At 70.8% G+C, this 22,218-nt stretch carries 23 protein-coding genes and 1 tRNA gene; 14 read left to right on the forward strand and 10 right to left on the reverse strand.

Annotation, left to right across the window (positions count from 1 at the left end; translation table 11 throughout):
- Positions 1-104: 104 nt before the first annotated feature.
- From OHA19_RS19580 to OHA19_RS19605, 6 genes are all read right to left on the reverse strand, one after another.
- On the reverse strand, positions 105-1,385 hold the full coding sequence (locus tag OHA19_RS19580) for a cytochrome P450 (RefSeq protein ID WP_405750946.1): 1,281 nt from the start codon (positions 1,383-1,385) through the stop codon (positions 105-107).
- Positions 1,382-2,161 (reverse strand): alpha/beta fold hydrolase, encoded by a 780-nt coding sequence (locus OHA19_RS19585; protein WP_405714882.1) that lies wholly within the window; start codon positions 2,159-2,161, stop codon positions 1,382-1,384. Before OHA19_RS19585 ends, OHA19_RS19580 begins: the two co-directional genes overlap by 4 nt.
- 122 nt (positions 2,162-2,283) lie before the next feature.
- Positions 2,284-4,317: an ATP-binding protein gene (locus OHA19_RS19590; RefSeq protein WP_405714880.1), complete on the reverse strand. Its 2,034-nt coding sequence runs from the start codon at positions 4,315-4,317 to the stop codon at positions 2,284-2,286.
- Positions 4,314-5,162: a DUF4255 domain-containing protein gene (locus OHA19_RS19595; protein WP_405714878.1), complete on the reverse strand. Its 849-nt coding sequence runs from the start codon at positions 5,160-5,162 to the stop codon at positions 4,314-4,316. Before OHA19_RS19595 ends, OHA19_RS19590 begins: the two co-directional genes overlap by 4 nt.
- 64 nt (positions 5,163-5,226) lie before the next feature.
- Positions 5,227-7,281, reverse strand: a complete 2,055-nt coding sequence (locus OHA19_RS19600) for an HYR domain-containing protein (protein ID WP_405714876.1) — start codon at positions 7,279-7,281, stop codon at positions 5,227-5,229.
- A 248-nt stretch (positions 7,282-7,529) separates the two neighbouring features.
- Positions 7,530-8,156, reverse strand: coding sequence for a response regulator transcription factor (locus OHA19_RS19605; RefSeq protein WP_405714874.1), 627 nt, complete (start codon positions 8,154-8,156; stop codon positions 7,530-7,532).
- A gap of 210 nt (positions 8,157-8,366) precedes the next feature.
- Between OHA19_RS19605 and OHA19_RS19610 the strand changes: the two genes are divergently transcribed.
- Entirely contained in the window at positions 8,367-9,689 is a 1,323-nt protein-coding gene (locus OHA19_RS19610) for a hypothetical protein (protein ID WP_405714872.1), read from the forward strand.
- Between the two features lie 63 nt (positions 9,690-9,752).
- On the opposite strand, the gene OHA19_RS19615 is transcribed toward OHA19_RS19610, so the two are convergent.
- Positions 9,753-10,568 carry a DUF4157 domain-containing protein gene (locus OHA19_RS19615; protein WP_405714870.1) on the reverse strand — a complete coding sequence of 272 codons (816 nt, stop codon included), beginning with the start codon at positions 10,566-10,568 and terminating at the stop codon, positions 9,753-9,755.
- Between the two features lie 210 nt (positions 10,569-10,778).
- Here OHA19_RS19615 and OHA19_RS19620 point away from each other — a divergent pair, with 210 nt between their 5' ends.
- On the forward strand, positions 10,779-11,465 hold the full coding sequence (locus OHA19_RS19620) for an HhH-GPD-type base excision DNA repair protein (RefSeq protein WP_405750949.1): 687 nt from the start codon (positions 10,779-10,781) through the stop codon (positions 11,463-11,465).
- Between the two features lie 21 nt (positions 11,466-11,486).
- On the opposite strand, the gene OHA19_RS19625 is transcribed toward OHA19_RS19620, so the two are convergent.
- The gene (locus OHA19_RS19625; protein ID WP_405750951.1) at positions 11,487-13,094 is read right to left on the reverse strand and encodes a helicase HerA-like domain-containing protein; all 1,608 of its coding nucleotides are present in this window, start codon (positions 13,092-13,094) and stop codon (positions 11,487-11,489) included.
- 102 nt (positions 13,095-13,196) lie between these two features.
- Here OHA19_RS19625 and OHA19_RS19630 point away from each other — a divergent pair, with 102 nt between their 5' ends.
- The gene (locus OHA19_RS19630; protein WP_072488263.1) at positions 13,197-13,493 is read left to right on the forward strand and encodes a type II toxin-antitoxin system VapB family antitoxin; all 297 of its coding nucleotides are present in this window, start codon (positions 13,197-13,199) and stop codon (positions 13,491-13,493) included.
- A gap of 181 nt (positions 13,494-13,674) precedes the next feature.
- Positions 13,675-14,268, forward strand: a complete 594-nt coding sequence (locus OHA19_RS19635) for a LytR C-terminal domain-containing protein (RefSeq protein WP_405753281.1) — start codon at positions 13,675-13,677, stop codon at positions 14,266-14,268.
- Positions 14,269-14,400: 132 nt separating this feature from the next.
- Here the strand turns inward: OHA19_RS19635 and upp are convergent, their stop codons facing one another.
- Complete coding sequence (upp, locus tag OHA19_RS19640) at positions 14,401-15,036, reverse strand: uracil phosphoribosyltransferase (RefSeq protein WP_342285244.1); 636 nt, start codon at positions 15,034-15,036, stop codon at positions 14,401-14,403.
- Between the two features lie 103 nt (positions 15,037-15,139).
- On the opposite strand from upp, the gene OHA19_RS19645 reads away from it, so the two are divergent.
- The 10 genes from OHA19_RS19645 (at position 15,140) to OHA19_RS19690 (ending at position 21,642) form a co-directional block, all read left to right on the forward strand.
- Complete coding sequence (locus OHA19_RS19645) at positions 15,140-15,349, forward strand: hypothetical protein (RefSeq protein WP_405753282.1); 210 nt, start codon at positions 15,140-15,142, stop codon at positions 15,347-15,349.
- Between the two features lie 197 nt (positions 15,350-15,546).
- A complete protein-coding gene (locus OHA19_RS19650; RefSeq protein ID WP_405714861.1) occupies positions 15,547-16,128 on the forward strand; it encodes a hypothetical protein in 582 nt (193 codons plus the stop codon).
- Between the two features lie 90 nt (positions 16,129-16,218).
- Entirely contained in the window at positions 16,219-16,647 is a 429-nt protein-coding gene (gene tadA, locus OHA19_RS19655; RefSeq protein ID WP_405714859.1) for a tRNA adenosine(34) deaminase TadA, read from the forward strand.
- A gap of 45 nt (positions 16,648-16,692) precedes the next feature.
- A tRNA-Ser gene (locus OHA19_RS19660) sits at positions 16,693-16,777 on the forward strand.
- 101 nt (positions 16,778-16,878) lie between these two features.
- The gene (locus tag OHA19_RS19665; RefSeq protein WP_405750954.1) at positions 16,879-17,937 is read left to right on the forward strand and encodes an FAD-dependent oxidoreductase; all 1,059 of its coding nucleotides are present in this window, start codon (positions 16,879-16,881) and stop codon (positions 17,935-17,937) included.
- Positions 17,938-18,167: 230 nt separating this feature from the next.
- Positions 18,168-18,332: a hypothetical protein gene (locus OHA19_RS19670; RefSeq protein ID WP_356089745.1), complete on the forward strand. Its 165-nt coding sequence runs from the start codon at positions 18,168-18,170 to the stop codon at positions 18,330-18,332.
- Between the two features lie 9 nt (positions 18,333-18,341).
- Positions 18,342-18,635, forward strand: a complete 294-nt coding sequence (locus OHA19_RS19675; RefSeq protein ID WP_266731157.1) for a Dabb family protein — start codon at positions 18,342-18,344, stop codon at positions 18,633-18,635.
- 199 nt (positions 18,636-18,834) lie between these two features.
- Positions 18,835-19,680 (forward strand): RNA polymerase sigma factor SigF, encoded by an 846-nt coding sequence (locus OHA19_RS19680; protein ID WP_405714852.1) that lies wholly within the window; start codon positions 18,835-18,837, stop codon positions 19,678-19,680.
- A 236-nt stretch (positions 19,681-19,916) separates the two neighbouring features.
- Positions 19,917-20,777, forward strand: coding sequence for an RNA polymerase sigma factor SigF (locus tag OHA19_RS19685; protein WP_405714850.1), 861 nt, complete (start codon positions 19,917-19,919; stop codon positions 20,775-20,777).
- Positions 20,778-20,844: 67 nt separating this feature from the next.
- Complete coding sequence (locus OHA19_RS19690) at positions 20,845-21,642, forward strand: hypothetical protein (RefSeq protein WP_405750956.1); 798 nt, start codon at positions 20,845-20,847, stop codon at positions 21,640-21,642.
- A 65-nt stretch (positions 21,643-21,707) separates the two neighbouring features.
- Here OHA19_RS19690 and OHA19_RS19695 read toward each other — a convergent pair whose 3' ends face one another.
- Positions 21,708-21,920 (reverse strand): hypothetical protein, encoded by a 213-nt coding sequence (locus OHA19_RS19695; RefSeq protein WP_388583602.1) that lies wholly within the window; start codon positions 21,918-21,920, stop codon positions 21,708-21,710.
- Between the last annotated feature and the right edge of the window lie 298 nt (positions 21,921-22,218).

Consider the following 22,218-nt stretch of genomic DNA (forward strand, 5'->3'; position numbering starts at 1 on the left):
CCAGACTCAAGCGGTTCAGGAACCGTACGTTTGGTCTGAATGCCACCAGACAGCTTTCTCTGGCCAGTCACCCGAGGGAGTGAAGCCAGGGGCCGGACCAGCTGTCAGGCGCCGCCCACCCGCACCGGCAGCGACTTCACCCCATTGATGAAGTTGGACACCAATCGGCTTGGTGGGGCCGCGAGTTGGAGTGGGCCGGGTGGCAGAGCCAGGCACGCCTCCTCGTACAGAGCGCGCAACTGCAAGCGCGCGAAGTGGGCGCCCAGGCAGACGTGCGGACCGTCGCCGAAGGAGACGTGGGGGTTCGGGGACCGGGAGAGGTCCAGGGCGTACGGGTCGGGGAAGACGCGTTCGTCGTGGTTGGCGGAGGCGTGGATGACGACCACCTTGTCGCCGGGGCGGATACGGGTGCCCGCCAGCACCGTGTCCTCGCGGGCCGTGCGGCGGAAGGTGAGGACCGGGGGGTGGCGGCGGAGGAGTTCGTCGACGGCCGTCGCGAACCCCACCTCGCCGGCGCGCAGGCGGCGGTACGCCTCGGGGTGCTCCGCCAGGAGATGCAGGCCGCCTGGAACCGCACTGCGTACGGTGTCGTTGCCGGCGATCACCAGCAGGAAGAAGAACATCTCCAGTTCGGGAGCGGTCAGTTCGGGGTCCGTGGCCAGGGACGTCATGACGTCGTCGGCGGGGTGGCGACGCTTGTGGGCGGCCAGGGCGTGGGCGTAGTCGAACATGTCGCGCAGGGCGGACGGGGACCGGGGGTTGAGCGGGTTGCCGTCCGGGCCGAGTTCCGGGGTTCCGGCCTCGTCGGGGTCCTGGTAGCCGATGACGCGCTGCGTCCAGCGGAGGAGGAGCGCGCGGTCGGTGTCCGGTATGCCGAGCAGGTCGGAGAGGTTGAGCAGGGCGTAGTCGTCGGTGACCTGGGTGACGAGGTCGCAGGTGCCGTCGCCTGCCCGCGCCTTGGCCACCGCGCGGGTGAGCAGGGCGCGGGCGCGTTCGCGGACGACCGTCTCGAAGCGGTCGACGCGCTTCGGGGTGAAGGCGCGGCTGACGAGTACGCGCAGTCGCCGGTGGTGCGGTGGGTCCTGGTTGAGCATCATGCGGCGGATGAACGGGAGGTCGGCGGGGTCCGGGTCGCGGATCTGGGTGGCGCCCAGGTACGAGGAGTACGTGGCGGAGTCCTTCAGGACCCGGATCACGTCCTCGTGCCGGGTGACCGCCCAGAACCCGGGGCCCGCCGGCCAGCCGAGCACCTCCGGCTCCTCCTGCCACGCCACGGGGTGGTGGTCGCGCAGGAGGCGGTAATGGTCGTGGGGGATGCCCCGCCCGTACTGCCTGGGGTCGAAGACGTCCGGTACGGGCATTTCGGCGGGGGCGGGGTCACTCATGCCTCCGCGTCCGCCCGCAGGAAGTCCTCCACCACGCGGATCAGGTCGAGCGGGGCCTCGTCCATCGCGTAATGGCCGCACGACGGCAGCTCCACCAGTTCGGCCCGGGGGAACCAGCGCATCCAGGTGACGCGCTGCAACTCGGCGGAGAGGGCCGGGTCCAGCGCGCCCACGACGGCGAGGGCGGGCACGGGTGAACCTTCGACCTGGTCGTGGAAGTCCTCGCCCGCCCAGGAGTCCAGCCAGGCCCGGAACGCCTTCGCGTCGCTGCATGCGACCGAGCGGCGCACCATGCGGTCCAGCCAGCCCGCCGGGCGCCGGCCTCCGGTGGTGGTGTCGAGGATGATCCGGCGGTTCTGCGGGGTGTGCGCCGCCGCGGCGAACAGTTCCCACTGCTCGGGAGGGAGCGGCAGGCCGGACGCGGGGACGGGTGAGACCCCGACGATCCTGCGTACCCGGTCCGGCGCGGCAGCCAGTGTCCGTTGGATGACGGAGCCGCCCATCGAGTGACCGACCAACGAGAACCGCTCCCAGCCGAGCAGGTCGGCCAGCGCGAGCACGTCCTGCGCCCCCTCCGCCGTGGTGTACGAGCCGCCCGCGTCCCGGGCCTCGCCGTACCCCCGCAGGTCCACCACCGCGTACTGGAACGAACCGAGGTCGAGATCCGGCAGCACGGTGGCGTACGCGGAGCGGTCGGCGAGCCAGCCGTGCACCGCGATCACCTTGTGCGGGCCGTCGCCGTGCAGTTCGTGGGGCAGAACAGGCAGTGCGGTCACGCTGACTCCCGTCACAGTGCGGAGAGGTCCGGTCGGTCACCGGCCGGCCTCGGACCACAGTCGCGCCAACTCCAGCCCCACGCAAGGGCACACGCGCAAGGGCGGCTCTCAGCAGCCGCACCTCACGTCAGCAGCTCCAGGTACGGGCCGAACTCCGAGGCCAGGGTCAGCCGGCCCAGCTTCTGGTACTCGCGCTGGATCGCGTGGATCAGCGTCGGCATCGTCACCGGCTCGTCCGTGTCCGCCGCCAGGTACGCGGACGTCACCGCGATCGAGCGGATGTTGCCGCCCGCCAGCTCGAAGTTCTCCGCGCAGAAGGCGAGGTCCAGGTCCTTGCCCCGGGGGAGTACGGGGCCCAGGCAGCGCTCCCAGAGGACCAGGCGCTGTTCGGGGTCCGGTACCGGGAAGTCGATGACCAGGTCCAGGCGGCGGGTGAACGCGTCGTCCAGGTTGGCCCGGAGGTTGGTGGCGAGGATCGCGAGGCCGTCGAAGGACTCCATGCGCTGGAGGAGGTACGCGCTCTCGACGTTCGCGTAGCGGTCGTGGGCGTCCTTCACGTCGGAACGCTTGCCGAAGATCGCGTCGGCCTCATCGAAGAGAAGGACGCCGTTCACCCCTGCGGCTTCCGAGAAGATGCGCTCCAGGTTCTTCTCCGTCTCGCCCACGTACTTGTCGATCACCGTCGCCAGATCCACCGTGTAGAGGTCCAGGCCCAGGTCCGCGGCGATGACCTCCGCCGACATCGTCTTGCCGGTGCCGGAATCTCCGGCGAAGAGCGCGGACACGCCCCGGCCACGGCCGCCGCCGGGGCGCATGCCCCACTCCCCCAGGACCTGGTCGCGATGTCGCGCGCGGGCGGTGAGTTCACGGAGCTGGGCATGGGTGTCCGGTGGGAGGACGAGGTCGTCCCAGGTGACGGTGGGTTCGATGCGGCGGGCCAGGCGGTCCAGGCCCGCCGCGTTCTGGGCGCGGGCGCCCTGGCGGACGTGGTCGGGGGTGAGGGTGCCGCCGTCCAGGTGAGTGGTCTGGGCGGCGCCCCGGGCCGCGCGGGTGATCTGTTCCGGGGTGAGGAGGAACGGCGCGAGCAGCCGGTCCACGTCGATGGTCCCGGGCACGGGGGCGTCGTACGCGTCGGTCCAGAGGGCCGCTCTGGTCGAGGGTTCCACGCGTGGGGCGTGCAGGAGCAGCGGTGGGGCGGCGGACCAGGCCGCGTCCCAGGGGGCCCGGCCCACCAGGATCGTGGGGACCGGGGTGCCGGTGAGCAGCCGGAGGAGCTCCGGGTGTTCGCGGCAGACCGCGTCGATCGGGGCGCAGACCACGCCCGCACCGGTCAGCCGGGCCTCACGGACCAGGGAGCGGACCGCCTCGGCGGGTGACGGGTCCTCGGCAAGGCGTGCCAGGTCCAGGCCCAGCACCCGGAGGCCCGCACGGGTCAGCGCGGAGGCCGCGAGTGCGGTGCCCGCTCCGCCCTGGTCCTCTCGGAGGTAAGCCAGCGAGGCACCGTGGGCGAGAGCCCCGGCGAGCGGCGCCGGGTCTCCGACGCCCGGTACGGCGTGCCAGGGAGCGAGGAGGTCGGCCAGCCGGGGGTCGGGGGTGTCGTCGCCCAGGAGGTGTGCGGTGACCCGGTCGGGGACGCGCAACGCCCGGCTCAGGAACGGACGGTCCAGGTCCTCGACCAGGAGGAGGCGGCCCTCGCGGAGCGGGGCGCGGGCCGCGAGCCGGCCACGTGCCACCTGGTCGGCGGGGGAGAGCCCGCACAGGCCGAGCGCCAGGCCGATGGACGGGCGGCGGCGGGTGACGTCGTCGTTCAGGTAGCCGTAGAACGCCTCGAAGCGGTCGTCGAGATCCGGTACGAGCGCGATGAGGAGGATCTCGACGTCGAGGGCGGTGAGGCCGAACTCGGCTGCCAGGGACGTGAGTCTGGACTGCTCTTCCGGCGCCTCGACGGAGTCCGGTACGGGGAACGGGAAGGCGCGGGCCTCTTCCTCGTCCAGCAGACGGGCGATGTTCTCGTCCGTGAGGTAGAGGCCGCGGAAGGCGTCGTCCGGATCGGGGTCGGTGAGCTGCCGGGCCTCGACCGCCCGTCGGATGCGCTGCTCCACCGCTACCGCGCGGGCGAGGAGGTGGCGCAGGTTCGGATCGCCCGCGGTGGTCATTCGGCGTTGCCCTCCGTAACCGCCTTGCGGGACTTCGTACCGGCACCGGACTCCCGGGGTTCTGTGCCGGCCCCACGGGCCCCCGTACCGGACTCTCGCGGCTCCGTGCCGGCCCCCCGGGTCTCCACGATCCGGAGGGACAGGCCGCGTCGTCGTTCCGCGTCGGGGATGCGTGAGGCGGCGCCACCGGCCGGCCGGCCCGGGCGGCCGCCGTACACCGGGAGGCCCCCGCGGCCCGGCATCGGCTCCGATACGGGCTCGGTGGCCTCGGGTACGTCCCCGAAGCGGGTCTGCAGCCCCTCGTCCCCCACCGGCGGGCCCACCACATAGCTCGGCGACGCCGTCACCGGGACGCTGATCACCAGGTCGAGCGAGGGCTTCAACTCGCCGCCCAGCGCGCTCCACACGTCGGCGAACGAACGGTCCTCCGGTGGCGGCAGCGCGATCGACATCGGGACCGGCGCCCCGATCTCGGCCAGGGTGCCCGCCAGCCGCTCCGGGGGCAGGGCCTCGTAACGCAGCAGGCAGCCGAGCAGCGACGAGAGCAGCCGGTGTTCGTCCTCCGGGCGCTTCGTCCATGCCGTGATCAGGTACGACAGCTTGAAGAACCGGGGCGGTCGGCGGCGGGCGATGATCGTGCCCCGCTCGTCGTAGTCGTTGTGCAGACCTCGCTCGCGCCTGCGCATGTCCTCGCGGATGTCGTACAGGTACAGGTTGACCATGGGCGCGTTGACCTTCGCCGCCCATTCCCGGGTCGGGGCGTCGAAGACCACCGCGATCTGGCCGCCTTCGAGCACCTCCGCCCTGATCAGTGCCCGCAGTACGTCGTCGACCTCGTGGATCACCCGATCACTCCCGTGTGGTCACCGGCGTTCATGCGCGGCATCACTCCTGCGTGGTCACCGGCGCTCATGCGCGGCCCGCGAAGTCCGGTGGCTGGAGATTCCGCTGCACCACCAGGACCGGTTTCCTCAGCCGGTCGAGGTCGCGCGAGTCCGCCCTCAGCTCGCGCGGCCCCAGCTTGTCCTTGCGCAGGACCAGGACCTGCACCTCGAAGGTGCCGTCACGACCCACCGTGGCCGTCGCTCCCCCGGGGGTGATCCCGATGTTCCACGTGAAACGTACGGTCGCGCCCGGCGGGTAGTCCTTGCCCCGGGCCAGCACCGGCTGGCCCGGCTTGGCGACCTGCGGGGTGACGGTCAGCGAGGGTTTCAGGACGCGCAGCCGGTCGGTGTCCTGGTTGTCGGTCTTCCGGCGGTCCGGCAGCGTGCCGCGCACGGTGGCCCGTACGTCCCCGGTGATCGCCGCGCGGTACGTCGCGGTCTGGGTCACCTCGATGCGGCCACCGGCCGGAATGGTGCACGGCTTCGCCGCCGTGCAGCGGGTCAGGGCGGGCAGGCTGCGGTCCTTCGCCTCGGACGGCTTCGGCCAGGCGGAACCGATGACCACGCCGGTCGCCGGGTCCGGACCCGCATTGGTGACCACGAAGCGCGCACGGGCCGGGCGGCCGGTGTACGTGCGGTCCGGGCTGACGTCGACCTTCATCGCCACATCCGCCGAGGGCGGGACGGGGGCCTCCAGCACCTCGATCTCCGCCGTGTCCGTCCCCGTGTTGCCCGACGAGTCGGTCGCCGAGCAGGTCACCGTGGTGCCGCCGACCGGGAAGAGCGAACCGGAGGCAGGGGTGCAGGTCACCGGAAGCGTCCCGTCGGTGGCGTCCCGGGCGGTGGCGTCGTACGTCACGCGCGCCCCGTTCTTGTCCTTGGCCCGGACGGTCAGATCGTCCACGGTGACGACGGGCGCGTCGATGTCGTTCACATCGATGTGGATCTGCTCCTGGAAGTCGGGGTCGGCCGCCGCGGCCGGCCCGATCGTGTCCGCACCCGGGACCTGGGTGCCCATCAGGAACTGGACGGTGCAGCTCAGCCGGGTGCCCTGGGGGGCGTCCGCGGAGACGTCGATGTTCTCCGCGAAATGCGCCGTGTCCCCGCTGGTCAGCTGCTGGGTGGGCGGGTCGAGGCTGACGGACAGATGCGGATCGCAGTTGTCCAGGCGGTAACTCACGTTGGTGGGGAGGTTGCTGAATCCGTCGGCGATGGCCTCCGCCACCCTGTCACCGTCGATCCCCTCCAGCAGGCGGCCGTTGGTCGCGTTGATGATGCGGGTCGCCTGGTCGGGTGTGGTGAGCGGGTTCTCGACGTATTTGGGATCGCCGGCATCGCCGTTGCCGTTCAGGCCGTCACCGATCTTGCTCTCCACATCGACACCGATCACCCGGACCCCCTTGTCCTGGAGATCGAAGATCGTGTCGTCGATGCTGTGGCCGTTACTGGGTGCGTGGCTGGACGCGTCACCGACCAGCACGATGACCGGGCTCGCCCCGTCGCGGAAGGCGGTCTGGCCGCCAGCCCCGTTCGTGATCTGCCACAGCCCGTTGATCCAGTCCTCGGACGGGCCTCGGCTCTTGCCGCCCAGCGCGGTGTCGAGCTTATTGACTCCCCTCTGCACCGCATCGAGGTCGTCCGTCAGCCCCTGAAGCACACTGAAACCGGCGTTGACGTCGCCTTCCTGGTCACCGAACGTGGCCACGGCGAACCAGGAGTCGGGCTGCTCGGCCCGGATCCTGCCAGTGATCAGAGGAAGGTTGTCCTGCACGCTCTTGATCGGGTCGGCCATGCTGGCGGTGCCGTCCACCAGCAGGATCACATCCGGCTTCGGCGGAATCGCCGGCGTACGCACCTGCTTGTCCACACCCGTGGAGCCGCCCGGGTCGACCGCGTCGGTGAACTCTGCGGGAGTGACCCACGGCTCGGGCACCGCCACCGTCGGCGCACCGGACGTCACGGCGGAACCGGGGGCGATACCACTGACGACGAGAAGCAGCGCGAGGGCCGGGATCCGGAGCGCGGTGAGGGCGCGACGCGAGGCGGACGACCCTGGCCGGGTCTGCGGTGGACGGGACATCCATGGGCGGGTCTGCCGTGGCCGAAGCGGCCCGCCCGGCCGCGACCGCAGCGCCCGCGGAAGTCGCTGTAACCAGCGCACGGAAGTCCTCCCCCACCCTCGCCCGATCGGCACACCGTCGGACGTCAGGGTCCTGTACCGGCGGCGGACGCACAGCGGTGCGGGAGTCACACCCTCGGGAAGGCCCCGCTGCCCGAAAGGGCAGTGGGGGCTCCACCGGGGCGGCATACGCACCCGCGCGGGTCGGCTCAGATAAGCCCCTGCCGCATCGCGTACGCCACCGCATGCGACCTGTTCCGTAGCTGCAGCCTGGTCATCACCGAGTGCAGCACGTTCTTTATGGTGCGCTCGGAATAGGCCAGCTTCGTGGCGATGTCCGCGGTGTCGTACCCCTCCGCGACCAGCCTCAGCACATCCACCTCGCGCGCCGCGAGACCGGTGAAGTGCAGCCCGCGCGGGCCGAGCACCTGTCCCTGGAGGCGGCCCACCTCCTCCAGCAGCCGTCCCAGCAGGTCGGACGGCAGATGGCCCTCGCCCCGCGCCACCGTCCCTATGACCTGCACCAGATGCTCCGGAGTCGCTTCGGAGCGCCTGACCACACCGGCGACACCGCACTCAGCGGCACTCACCAGCTTCTGCTCGTCGATGTCCGTGGTGACCAGTACGGTGCGTGAGGTGCTGGTGCGCTGGATGTGGCGCAGCATCGTCAACACCGCCTCATCGACCGTGTCCACGACGACGATCACGATCCGAGGAGAGGCGTCGCCCTCCCCCCACTCCGTCACGCTGACTTCGGGCCGGGTACGTAACTGGCTGGCCACGCCCGCTTGTGAGATCGGATCCTGGGCTCTTAATGCAACAGTGATGCGCTCCATGGCAATGCTCCCCCTGGGCAACAGCCGATGGCGTCGCAGCGAACACAACCAACACGGCTGTTTTCGTGTGCCTCAATCGTCTGAGGCGGTCAAAAGATGCCCGCGTATCCCTACAGGGAAACAAAAAGGCCGATCCGGGCACAGAATCTGCCCGGAAGTGTTCCTTCACGGTCGATGTCGGCGCGCAACGACGAACCTACGGTGCCGCCTATGAGTCTCACGGCAAGCCTCGACGATTCGTCCGTCACTGCCGCACCGGGCGAGGAGACGGCCCTCCCCTTGCGGATCCTCAACTCCGGCAGCACCGTCGAGGAGTACCGCTTCGAGGTGGCCGGCGCCTGTGCCGCCTGGTCGACGGTCGAGCCGGCGACGCTCTCGCTGTATCCCGGCGACTCGCAGACGGTCTCCCTCGTACTGCGTCCGCCCCGGGACTCGACCGTGCTCGCGGGCGAGACACCCTTCGGGATACGGGTGGTGCCCACCAGCGAGCAGGGCGACACGGTGGTGCCCGAAGGGCGGGTGACCGTACTCCCCTTCACCGAGACGACCGCCGAACTGGTACCGCGCAGCTCGCACGGCGCCTGGCGCGGCAGGCACCAGCTCGCCGTCGACAACCGGGGGAACGCCCCGGTCACCGTGCGGCTGGGGGCCCAGTCGGGCACGGAGCGGGCACGGGTCTCGTTCGCGGCGGACGCACTGGTGATCGCGCCGGGGCGGGCGGAGTTCGGGAAGGTGCGGATCCGGCCCGCCAAACGCGTGTGGCGCGGCATCCCGGTCACGCACCCCTTCCAGCTGGCCGCCACCCCGGAGGTGGCCGAGGGAGAGGCTCCGGTCGCCCCCGTCGTCGTGGACGGCTCGTACCAGCAGGAACCGATCCTGCCGCGCTGGCTCCCCCGGGCGCTGATCACCGCGGCCGTTCTGCTGATCGCGCTGGTGGGGCTCTGGTACGCGCTGCTGCGCCCGGCCGTGAAGTCGGCGGCCCGCGAGGCGATCACACCGGACGCGGTACGGTCCGCCGCCGCGGCCGACAAGAGCAAGGCGCCCGAAAAGGGGTCCTCGGCCGGTGCGGCGTCGGGCGGGGGCGACTCCTCCGGGGCGAACGGGGGTTCGCCGAAGCCCAGCCCCTCACCGAGCCCCGGTGCGGACTCCGATGCGTCGGCCGCGGCCCCGACCAGTGCTCAGGTGCAGGTCAGGGACTCGGTGGGTGGCGGGTCGAACTCCTCGACGGCCCTCCAGGTGCCTGCGGGGCACACGTTCCAGCTGACCGACATAGTGGTCCAGAACCCGCAGGGCGACGCGGGAACGCTCGTCGTCTCCTCGGGCCGGGACGCGCCCGTGCTCCGGCTGGCGCTGGAGAACTTCCGGGACTCGGACTACCACTTCGTCACGCCGATCCTGGTGCCCGCCGGCGGCAAGGTCTCGATGACCGTGGACTGCCGGAAGGTCGGCAAGCCGGTGAACGCGCCGACGCCTTCGCGGTGCTCGGAGTCGCTGTTCCTCGGCGGCACGATGAAGACGGACACGGCGGACTGACGGGGCGGGGCGGCAGGGGCGCGGGTGTTGTGTGATGCCATCGCCCCGCCGGAGCCCCGTCCCTCACTCGGGCGGGGCCTCTTCCTCCTCCTCGGCCCCTTCCTTCGCGCGCTGCACGAACGAGCCCTGCACATCCGCTGGTTGCTCGTCCTCGTCCTCCGTCGCGGCCCGCTGCACGGCGGCCGCCCCCGACGCCGTAGCAGGAGCCGAAACCGCCTCCGGGCCCGACGCCGGAGCCGGGTCCGACAACACCCGGTCGGCGTTCGCGACGGCCTCCCGCTCGAACCGGTCGGAGGGATCGCTCACCCGGATCCCGCCCGCCGCCTCCGTACCGTCCACCGGACCGTTGCGCTGCTGGATCACATGGGTCAGCTCATGGGCCAGCGTGGTGCGGCCCTGTGGCGAGGACGGGTCGTAGGCGTCCCGCTGGAAGACCACGTTGTTGCCGACGGTGTACGCGTGGGCGCCCACGCCCTTCGCGGACTCGTGGGCGGCGGAGTCCGTGTGGATGCGTACGTCGGAGAAGTCCGCCCCCATCCGCCCCTCCAGGTCGGCGCGGGTGTCGGTGTCCAGCGGCTGCCCTCCGCCCGACCGGACCACGTCGTGCACGGGGGAGCGCTCTTCCTCCTCCTTGCGCTGGAGCATCGACCCCACGGCGCTGTTGCCGACCGCCCGTTGGAGCACGCTCATGCCGCCGGACCCGACCACATCGGGCCGCCCGGCCGCCGCCGCACGGTAGAGGTGCGGGGTGTCCGCGGGCTCCCGGCCCCCGGAGGCCCACGAAGCGTGCACCGGCTCGTCGTGCTCATGCCCGTGCCCGCGATCCCGCTCGTGGTCGTGGCCGTGTTCCTGGTCCCATTCCGGTGCGTGCATCGTCATCTCTCCTGACCGCGCCCCGGTCGAAGGCGCGCCGTGATGGCCTCACCTCTCCACCTTCACGACGCCTCGCTGCCCAGTCCAGCCCGGACCCCGCCGGCCGGGGGCAGCCGGCGCTGCCCCTTCGGGCACCCGCTCCGTCCGTACGGCAAACGGCTGCACCGGCGGGCAGCAAAGTGGCCGCGCCGCACCGCCGTCGGGATGATCGATGGCATGACCAAGAGCAACGTGGCCAAGAACAGCGCGGCCGGGAGCGGCGCAGCCGGAAGCAACACGGCCAGGAGCGACAAGGACCAGCACATCACTCTGCGGATCGCCCAGGAGCCGAAGGCGGACGAGCTCCTCGCGCGCAGTCCGCTCGCCGCGCTGGTGGGCATGCTGCTGGACCAGCAGGTGCCGATGGAATGGGCCTTCTCCGGCCCGTACTCGCTGGCGCAGCGGATGGGCGGGGACGATCTGGACGCCCATGAGATCGCCGCCCACGACCCGGAGGCGTTCACCGAACTCTTCACCACGAAGCCTGCGCTGCACCGCTATCCCGGCTCCATGGCCAAGCGGGTCCAGCAGTTGTGCCAGTACCTGGTTGCCGAGTACGACGGCGACGCGAGCGCGGTGTGGACCGACGTCCCCGACGGGGCCGAGCTGCGGAAACGGCTGAACGCGCTGCCCGGGTTCGGCACCCAGAAGGCCCAGATCTTCCTGGCGCTGCTGGGGAAGCAGTTCGGGGTCCGGCCGAAGGGCTGGCGGGAGGCCGCGGGGCCGTACGGCGAGGCCGGCTCGCACCGGTCGGTCGCCGACATCACCGGCCCAAAATCGCTCGCCGAGGTCCGCGCGTACAAGCAGCACGCGAAGCAGGCGGCCAAGGCGGCCAAGGCGGCCAAACGCGCCGCCGAGAACTGACCCCGCACCACCGGCCACCTGCTACCGCCTGCGGCGGGCCGTACCGAAGAGCGACCGCGAGATCTCCCGGCCCAGCTGCGTACCCACGGACCGGGCCAGCGACCGGAACATCCCGCTACCCACCACCTGCTCGACCAGCGAGATCTCCTCCTTGCCCGCCTTCCCGGCCCCGCGCACCCCCTCGCCACGAACCGCCTCCTCCACCGCCGCCCGGTCCGCCGCCTCCGCCTCGGCCGAGCGCCGCTCCGCCTCCTGACCGGCACTCAGCTTCTCGTACGCCGACTCCCGGTCCACCGCCTGCGCATAACTCCCGTACAGCGAGGACCCCTTCACGGCAGCATCCAGCTCCGCCGCCGGACACGGCCCCATCAGCGACCGCGGCGCCCGCAGCCGGGTCGCGGCGACCGGCGTCGGCGCGCCGTTCTCGCTCAGCACCGTGATCACGGCCTCGCCGATGCCCAGCCGCGTCAACAGCTCCTCCAGGTCGTACCGCGAATTGGGGAATGTCTTCACCGTCGACCGCAGCGCCTTCGCATCGTCCGGGGTAAAAGCGCGCAGCGCGTGCTGCACCCGGTTCCCGAGCTGCGCCAGCACCTCCGCCGGCACATCGCGGGGCGTCTGCGTGACGAAGAAGATGCCGACGCCCTTGGAACGGATCAGCCGCACGGTCCGGGTAATCGACTCCAGGAACGCCTTCGAGGCCCCGTCGAAAAGCAGATGCGCCTCGTCGAAGAAGAAGACGAGCTTCGGCCGGTCGAGGTCGCCGACCTCCGGCAGATCGTGGAAGAGATCGGCGAGCAGCCACATCAGGAAGGTGGAGAAGAGCCGGGGCCTGTCCTGCACCGCCGCCAGTTCCAGTACGGAGACGATCCCGCGCCCGTCCGGGGCCTGCCGCAGCAACTCGGCCGTGTCGAACTCCGGTTCACCGAAGAAGTCGCCCGCTCCCTGCTGCTCGAAGGCGGTGACCGACCGCAGGATCACCCCCGCGGTGGCCGTGGACAGACCGCCGATCCCCTTGAGCTCGGCCTTCCCGGTGTCCGAGACGAGAAAGGCGACCACGGCCCGCAGGTCCTTGAGGTCGACCAACTCCAGGCCCTTGGAGTCGGCGTAATGGAAGATCAGGCCGAGCGACTGCTCCTGCGTCTGGTTGAGCTCCAGCGCCTTGGACAGGAGTACGGGGCCGAAGCTGGTGACCGTCGCGCGCAGCGGGATGCCGGGGCCGATGCCGCCGAGCGCGTAGAACTCGCACGGAAAGCCCTCGGCCTCCCACACCTGCCCCACCTGCCCGGCCCGTTCGGTGACCCGGTCGCCCGGGGCGCCGGGGGCGGCGATGCCCGAGACATCGCCCTTGATGTCGGCGAGGAAGACGGGGACCCCACCCGCCGAGAGCTGCTCGGCGATCAGCTGGAGCGTCTTGGTCTTTCCGGTTCCGGTGGCACCCGCGACGAGTCCGTGCCGGTTGAGCATGGCCAGCGGGATCCGGATCTGCGCGTCCGGCAGGCAGGTTCCGTCCCAGAGCAGCGCGCCCAGATCGAGTGCGTCCCCGGAAACGGCGTACCCGGCGGCGATCTCCCGGGCCGGCTCCGGCAGCCCACCGGCACTTTCGGCCGCGCTCTCGCTGTCACTCATCGGGGCCCCATTCCGAAATGCCTGCATTTGTGGCGTTCTTACCAGCATTGCAGTACTGCCCCATGGCTGCGCCCCGAGGCTCTTGCCCGGTAGGCTTTCCGTGTGATCTTCAAGCGCATCGGAAATGGGCGGCCTTATCCCGACCACGGCCGGGAAAGCACCCGGCAGTGGGCGGACGTCGCGCCGCGCCCGGTCCGCCTCGATCAGCTGGTGACCACCAAGGGCAATCTGGACCTCGAAACCCTCCTCGCCGAGGATTCGACGTTCTACGGTGACCTGTTCGCGCATGTCGTGAAGTGGCAGGGCGACCTCTATCTGGAGGACGGACTGCACCGCGCGGTCCGCGCCGCGCTTCAGCAACGCCAGGTACTCCACGCCCGAGTGCTCGAACTCGGCTGACCGAAGCGGGCCCCGGCCGCGGGACCGGCGGCACCGGCGAGACCCTGTGCGACCCACGGGCCGCTCCGGGGTTCGTTCGGGTGCTTTCGCACTCGGACGGGTGCGATCCATTGATCATTTAGTAGGCATCATCACCGGGCCGCACTACGCTGCGCCCATGAGCATGCTCACTCCCCCCGGCATGGGCGGAAAGTACCGCATCACGGGCGACAAGTATCCGCGGATGCGGCGCCCCCGGCGTCGCGGCCAACTGATCCTCGCTGCCACCGCCTCCGTGGTCGCCCTAGGGCTGGCCGGATGGGGCACGATGCAGCTCATCGACGTCTTCACCGGCGGCGACCGGAAGGCCAGCGCCGCCGACCACAAGACGGACTGCCCCACCGCCAGGCCGTCCGCACCCGCGAAGGTGCTGCCGAAGCCCGCGAAGATCACCGTCAACGTCTACAACGCGACACCGCGCAGCGGGCTCGCCAAGAAGGCGGCCGACGAGCTGAAGAAGCGCGGCTTCACCATCGGCAAGGTGGGGAACGCCCCGGCCGCGTACGACAAGAAGGTCCCGGGCCCCGGGGTGCTGCTGGGCGCCCCCTCGGCCACGAACGGCCCGTTCCCGGTCCTCGGTACGCAATTGGTGGGCGCCACACCGAAGACCGACGCCCGCAGGACGGCGGACGTCGATCTGATTCTCGGTACGAAGTTCAAGACGTTCAACACGCCCGGGTCGGCAGCCGCGGCCCTCGCCGCCTTGACGAAGCCGGCCCCCGCACCGTCCTGCTGACGGCTGCCGGGGCCACCCCGGCAGCCGTACGCGGAAGGCCCGAACGTGCGTGCCGGACGCCTCGCGGCAGACGGCAGTTCGACGACAGGCCCAGGGTCTTTCGTTTGGATCCGGCCTGATCCAAACGAGGCCCTAGTCGGCCGTGCCGTACATCCGGTCTCCCGCGTCGCCGAGGCCGGGGACGATGTAGCCGTTCTCGTTGAGCCGCTCGTCGACCGAGGCGGTGACCACGGTCACCGGCGTACCGGCCAGCTCGCGCTCCATCACCTCGACGCCCTCGGGCGCCGCGAGCAGCACGACCGCGGTGACGTCGTCCGCGCCGCGCTTGATCAGCTCCTGGATGGCCGCGACCAGCGTGCCGCCGGTGGCCAGCATCGGGTCCAGGACGTACACCTGGCGGCCGGAGAGGTCCTCCGGCATCCGGGTGGCGTACGTCTCCGCCTGGAGCGTCTCCTCATTGCGGATCATGCCCAGGAAGCCCACCTCGGCGGTCGGCAGCAGCCGCACCATGCCGTCGAGCATGCCGAGGCCGGCCCGCAGGATCGGCACGACCAGCGGCCGCGGGTGCGACAGCTTCACACCGGTCGTCGGTGTGACCGGGGTCTCGATGTCGACCTGTTCGGTGCGCACATCCCGGGTGGCCTCGTAGGCGAGCAGGGTGACCAGCTCGTCGGCGAGCCGCCGGAAGGTCGGGGAGTCGGTGCGCCTGTCGCGCAGGGTGGTGAGTTTGTGCGCGACCAGTGGGTGGTCGACGACGTGGATCCGCATGGGCTCAACAGTAACCGTGCCTCCCGCACCCGTGCGCTGGCATCAACCGCATGTTCGGGGGGAAGGTGGGGGCATGCGGACCCAGCCTTGGGGTGATGAGCCGATGCCGGACGGGGAGAAGCGGAAGCGGGACCCGCAGGACGCACAGGTCCAGCAGGACCCGGAGGAGACCGACGCGGCGCGCCGCAGACGACGCGCCCAGTTCCTGCGCGAGCTCCACGAGGCGAAGGCCCTCCGCGACCGGGTGCAGCCCCGCCGTGCCAGGGCGGCCCGGATGCGCCAGGCCATGCGTATGCGCACCTTCCGCTGGTAGCCGGCCGGCCGTCCCGGCATCCCCCGGCGTCCCTCTGGTGGCGGCGTCCGGCAGAACTGATGGCCGACTCAACGGCCGAACTCCTCTCCTGGAGCCGTTGTTTCTGCCACGATTCCGATGGGCGGGACCCAGGACAGCCGGACCACCGACTGCCCTCCCGCCGGACCGACACCCCTAAGACCAGTGGGAGAGTCACGGTGTACTTCGCCGCACTGCTCGCGCGCACCGAAGACGGGTGGGAAGCGAGCGACACGGAGCTCGACGATGTGGAGACCCTGTCCGACCTGACGGATCTGGCCCGCGAGGCCTCGGTGGACGAGGACACGGTGCTCGTCTTCATCGAACAGGAGGACGCCTGGTTCGGCGTCGTCCGGGTGGACGGTGAGGAAGATCCCCGGATCTTCGTCTCGGACGCCGTCGCCGCCGCACGCTCCTCGTACGGGGAGATCCTGCTCACCGACGAACTGCTCGGCCGCGAACCCGGGGCCGAGGACACGATCGCCGCCCTCGAAGAGCTCGTCGGCCTCGACGACACGGAGGACGGCGACCCGGACACCACCCCCGACAACACCAACTCCAAATCCGACTCCGACTCCGACTCCAGCGACGATGACGACGACCTCGACGCCGACGCCGTACCGGCGGGCCCGCTCGGCGACACCCGGATCCTGGCCGACCTCGGGCTCCCCGAGGCCGAGCTGCTGATGCTGCGCACGGACGCCATGGCGGAGATCGCGGACGCGCTGGGCGCGGCCGAGGTCCTGGAGACCGTCCGTTAGGGTCCGCGGGTGAGCGAACCACCGCACCCGCAAGGACCACCGGAAACGCCAGAACCGCACGACCCCGTGAGAGACCCGTGGCGGGCGCACATGCGCCGCGCCCTGGCCGAGGCCGATCTGGCGGCGGCGGCCGGCGATGTGCCGGTCGGCGCCGTCGTGCTCGGCCCGGACGGCACCCCGCTCGCCACGGGCCACAACGAACGCGAGGCCACCGGCGACCCGACCGCGCACGCCGAGGTCCTCGCCATCCGCAGGGCCGCGGCGGCCCTCGGCCGGTGGCGGCTGTCCGGCTGCACCCTGGTCGTCACCCTGGAGCCCTGCACGATGTGCGCGGGCGCCCTGGTCCAGTCCCGCGTGGACCGGGTCGTCTACGGCGCCCGCGACGAGAAGGCGGGCGCGGCGGGCTCCCTCTGGGACGTCGTACGCGACCGCCGGCTCAACCACCGCCCCGAGGTCATCCACGGCGTCCTGGAGCAGGAGTGCGCAAGCCTCCTGACGTCCTTCTTCCGCACCCCCTGAGAACCGATTTCTGTCCACGGCCCGGGATGGTCTAAGCTCTCTCTCGGTAGCGTGTCCGAGCGGCCGAAGGAGCTCGCCTCGAAAGCGAGTGTGGGGAAACTCACCGAGGGTTCAAATCCCTCCGCTACCGCTCTTGTGAAGGGCCCGACGCATCGCGTCGGGCCCTTCGAGTTTCTCCCCGTACCCCGGGAAAGGGCCGCCCTGCCGGGGCGACGGTGCTGAAATGACCCCATGGCCGCCACACCGCACCCCACCGGTCACGACGACTCCTTCGACGCCGACCTCCTCATCGCCGGCGGAGGCCCGGCCGGCTGCGCGGCGGCCCGTACGGCCGCGAGCGTGGGCATGCGCTCGATCCTGGTCGAGCCGGACGCCCTGTGCCGCAACCTGTACCGGATCCCGGCCCTGGACAACGTCCTCGGCGGCCACACCGACGGCACCTCGCTGGCCACCGCCATCACCACGGAACTGCACGGCACCGAGCTCTGCCGCATCGAACTCGGCCGGTCCGTCACCGAGTTGCGCGCCTTTGACGACCACATCGCCGTCACCCTCGACAACGAACGCCACCTGACCGCCGCATACGCGATCGTCGCCACCGGAGTCGGCCCCCTCCAGCCCCAAGACACCCCCTGGATCACCACTCCCTCCCCCTCCTCTCTCCCCTCCCTGCCACCGCTCTGGCGGGCCGAAGCGAAGGACGCCGAGGGCCGCACCCTCCTCGTCCTCGGCGGCGACCGGCCGATCGGCACGTTCCTGCGCGCCCACCCGGGCACCCGCACCCGTCTGCTGGTGGCGTATCCGGCGAGCGACGACTACAAGGTCGAGGAGATCCGCGACGACCCACGCGTCACGCTGTTCCCCACCGAGCACCTGACCCTGCACCCGCCGAACGCCACGCAGCCGACCGCGGAAGTCCTGGACCGGCACGGCGACCGGCAACAGTTGCGAGCCGACGCCACGTTCCTCAGCCTCGGCAGCACCCCGACGGCCCCGCCCGGCGACCTCGTCCGCGACGCCTCCGGCCACTGCCCTCCCGCCGCCCAGCATCCCCGCGTCATCGTGGCCGGCGACCTCCGCTCGGCCCGCTTCCAACGCATCATGACCGCCCTGGGCTCCGGCAGCGAGGCCGCCCTGCGGGCCTACTACGACGCGCGGGACCTGCTGGCCGGGGGTGTGGGACGAAGGGACGGGGGAAGCGGCATCGGGGGGACAAGCCGCTTCCCCCGGGAACGGACCCTCGGGCCTCGTCGCGGTCAGGGGGAAGCACGCGGCGTGGGCCCTTGGTGAGGCTCGTTCCTCGCCCTCGGGTACCTGCCGGATCCGTCGGGCTCGTTCCCCATCCTGCTCCTGCTCAGGGGTCGTACGAGCGGGCAAAGGGCCTCGATCGCCGGGTCCTTGGTCCCTAAAGGTGGCGTGAGCGGGTCTGAAGGCTCCCGGGGATGCGGTCATCCGTGTGGATAGACTCGCCCGACTGCACAAGGGATCGAAACAGGGGATCGAAGGGGAGGCGGGGGCTGATGGTGCAAGCGAAGAAGATAGCTCTCTACGTGATAGTTGTCTTCGTGGCGTACACGATCATCACGTCCCCGGAGCGGGCAGCTGATCTCGTCCAGGTAGGGTTCGAAGGCGTTTCGAGTGCCGCACAGGGCGTCGGCGACTTCATGTCCGAGCTCGTGAAGTAGGAGTACACCGTGATCCGCCACCTGGTCCTGTTCAAGCTGAACGACGGCGTCGAGCGGGACGACCCGCGGGTCGTCGCCGGGGTGAAGGCCTTCCAGGAGCTGGAGGGGCAGATCCCCGAGCTCGCGTTCTGGGAGTGCGCCTGGAACATCACCGACCGGCCGATCGCGTACGACTTCGCCATCAACTCCGCGGTCGCCGACCAGGACGCTCTGAAGCGGTACATCGAGCACCCCGCGCACCAGGCCGCCGCCGGGCAGTGGCGCGAGTTCGCCACCTGGGTGATCGCCGACTATCCGTTCTGATCCCGCCGGTCCCGCGTGCGGACCGTACGGCCACCGAGCCCCTCACCATTGCGGTGAGGGGCTTTTTTTGGCGTTTAAACCAAGTTGAACCCAACACGACGCTATACGGTGCTTGCACACAGTGGACATGTCTTGTGATGCTATGACCGCTTTTGACGGATGAGTTGACCGAAGTTGACCGCAAAGGGGTGGCCTCATCGTGCCGGCCAGTACAGCGCCTCAAGTGCCTCCCCAGTCCGTCCAGACCGAGGCGCCCGACAGTACGACGACGCCCGCCAGGACTCGGGGCGCGGACACCAGGGCGCTCACCCAGGTGCTCTTCGGCCAGCTCAAGAACCTGGAGCCGGGGACCCCGGAGCACGGCCGGGTGCGGGCGGCCCTCATCGAGGCGAACCTGCCGCTGGTGCGGTACGCCGCGGCGCGGTTCCGCAGCCGGAACGAGCCGATGGAGGACGTCGTCCAGGTCGGCACGATCGGCCTGATCAACGCGATCGACCGGTTCGACCCCGAACGCGGCGTCCAGTTCCCCACCTTCGCGATGCCCACCGTCGTCGGCGAGATCAAGCGGTACTTCCGGGACAACGTACGGACCGTCCACGTCCCCCGGCGCCTGCACGAGCTGTGGGTCCAGGTCACCGGAGCCACCGAGGACCTGACGACCGCTCATGGCCGCTCGCCCACCACCGCGGAGATCGCCAAGCGGCTGAAGATCTCCGAGGACGAGGTGCTCGCCTGCATCGAGGCCGGCCGTTCCTACCACGCGACCTCGCTGGAGGCCGCCCAGGAGGGTGACGGGCTGCCCGGGCTGCTGGACCGGCTCGGCTACGAGGACCCGGCGCTCGCCGGGGTCGAGCACCGCGACCTCGTCCGGCACCTGCTCGTACAGCTGCCCGAGCGCGAGCAGCGCATCCTTCTGCTGCGTTACTACAGCAATCTGACGCAGTCCCAGATCAGCGCCGAACTGGGTGTCTCCCAGATGCATGTGTCAAGACTGTTGGCCCGAAGCTTCGCCCGACTTCGATCCGCAAACAGGATCGATGCCTAACCGGATCGGGTAGAGCACTCGAAGTCCGGTTCAGACGGCCCGAATCCGCCGCACCCCTTGTTAACTGCACAGACGTGACAAAGACTTGTCGACATGTCACTACAGCGTGTTGCCGACATGTGACATTCTGCGGGAACCGCGTTTGCCGTGGCCTCGCCGCCGGTATTCAGGTGGAGGCTGCGTTCCTCCGATGGTCGCGGCTCAACGCGACCGTCCGCGACCTCAAAGGGGGTGGCATGTCCGCAGAACAGGGCAGCTCGAAGGTGCTCACGCTCACGAAGAGCGAACCCGCACCCGTCGTGCTCACCGGCTCGTCGGAAGCCATCGACACCCGCACTCTGTCCCGCTCCCTGTTCCTGCGGCTCGCCGCGCTGGGGCCCGGCCCCGATGGAACGGACAGCCCGGAGCGTGCCTACGTACGGGACACACTCATCGAGCTCAACCTCCCGCTGGTGCGGTACGCCGCGGCGCGGTTCCGCAGCCGCAACGAACCGATGGAGGACATCGTCCAGGTCGGCACGATCGGCCTGATCAAGGCGATCGACCGGTTCGACTGCGAGCGGGGCGTGGAGTTCCCGACGTTCGCGATGCCGACCGTCGTCGGGGAGATCAAGCGGTTCTTCCGCGACACCTCGTGGTCGGTGCGCGTCCCGCGCCGGCTCCAGGAGCTACGGCTCGCACTGACCAAGACCAGCGACGAGCTCGCGCAGAAGCTCGACCGCTCGCCGACCGTGCCCGAGCTGGCCAAGGCGCTCGGGGTCTCCGAGGAGGACGTGGTCGACGGGCTGGCCGTCGGCAACGCGTACACCGCCTCCTCGCTGGACTCGCCCTCGCCCGAGGACGACGGCGGCGAGGGCTCCCTCGTGGACCGGCTCGGCTATGAGGACTCGGCCCTGGAAGGCGTCGAGTACCGCGAATCGCTCAAGCCGCTGCTGGCCAAGCTCCCGCCGCGCGAGCGCCAGATCATCATGCTGCGGTTCTTCGCCAACATGACCCAGTCGCAGATCGGCGAGGAGGTCGGCATCTCGCAGATGCACGTCTCGCGCCTGCTGACCCGTACGCTCGCCCAGCTCAGGGAAGGGCTCATCGCCGACTGACCGCCGTGGACTCCCGTACCGGAGCACAAGGGTTCCGATTTGACGGTCCGTCAGCCACACTGGCGCGATGCGACGTCAGATGCTCGGATCGAACGGCCGCCGGGGCACTGTGATCGCCGCCTCGGCGGCTGTGCTGTGTCTGGGTGGCGTACTGGCCGCCTGCGGCGGAGGTACGGCGGACGAGGGCTACGTGGCCCTCGGCGCGGCGGGACCGGATTCCGGGAGAACGCCGACGGGGGCGGTCGCGCCATCGGGGAAGGTCACGCTGGTCCCGCTGGACCGGAGCGACGGGAAGCGTGATCCCGGTGGCGACAGCGGTGGTGGTGGGAGTGCCGCAGACCGCTCCGACGGCCGCGAGCCCTCGCCGGGCGCCTCCGCCGGCGTCAACGGATCCGGCGGCACGGCCACCCCGAGCGGAACCCCCGGGCCGTCCGGCACGACCGGCGTGGGCGGCAACGGTGGTGGTAGTAGCGGTACAGGGGGTAGCGGTACAGGGGGCGCATCCGGCTCCGCAGGGCCCTCGACGCCCTCGGCGCCCGGATCCGGCTCACCCTCCGGACCCGCCGTGCTGGCAGTGGGCGAGCCGGTGCGGGCGGCGGCGGACGAGCGCTGGTGCGAGAAGGTGACCGTGGAGTTCCGGAACACCGGAGGATCACCGGCGCGGTCGGGAACCGTCACCTTCGCCACGCATGTCATCGGTGCGCTGGGGGTCGACTGGGCGACCGTCGAGTCGACCGGGCCGCTGCCCGCGCCGATCGACGCGGGAGCGGCGCGGACGGCGACGTACACCGTCTGTGTGGACGCCTGGCGGGTGCCCCTGGGTATGCATGTCGAGACCCGGGACGTCACCGCCGTATCGAAGTGACGGATGGAAGCGTGCGGCGCCCGGTGGCGGCCGGACGAGGCCCTGGCCGAGTGCGAGCCGGAGGCCTAGCCGAGTGCGAGCCAGGCGACCGCCGCGAGGGCGACGATCACCACGACGACGGCGGCGATCACCCCGACGCGCGGTCCGGACGAGGCGGCGGCCGGCTGCTGCCTGCGCTGCGGCTCGCCCTCGTCGACGAAGGCGCGGAACATCTGGGTGCTGCCGGCCGGGTCGTGGTTGCCCTCGGGGCCCTGCGGGGCGTGGGGGTTGTGTGCCATGGGCCAGGACCCTAGCGAACTCGGCGTTGCGGCCCAACCCCCGGGTCGGCGAAGGGCCGGAGCCGGGGCCGCGGGCACGGTGAGCAGGCGGACCGCACCCTGCTGCGGGGCAGGGCACGTCGGGGGTGTGCGGGGCGTGCTCCGGGGCCGATTCAGGTACGTATACAAGGCACTTGCGGGATGCGGTGCGGGCCGTCTCGCCAATTCGCGGATTACGTACGGGACTTGGGTCGACCACTCGCGGACTGCGTACGGCGCTTGGTGCGACCGGACGCCCGGCGCGCGGACTCGGGCCCGC

The organism is Streptomyces sp. NBC_00012 (assembly GCF_045040875.1).
Taxonomy (GTDB): domain Bacteria; phylum Actinomycetota; class Actinomycetes; order Streptomycetales; family Streptomycetaceae; genus Streptomyces.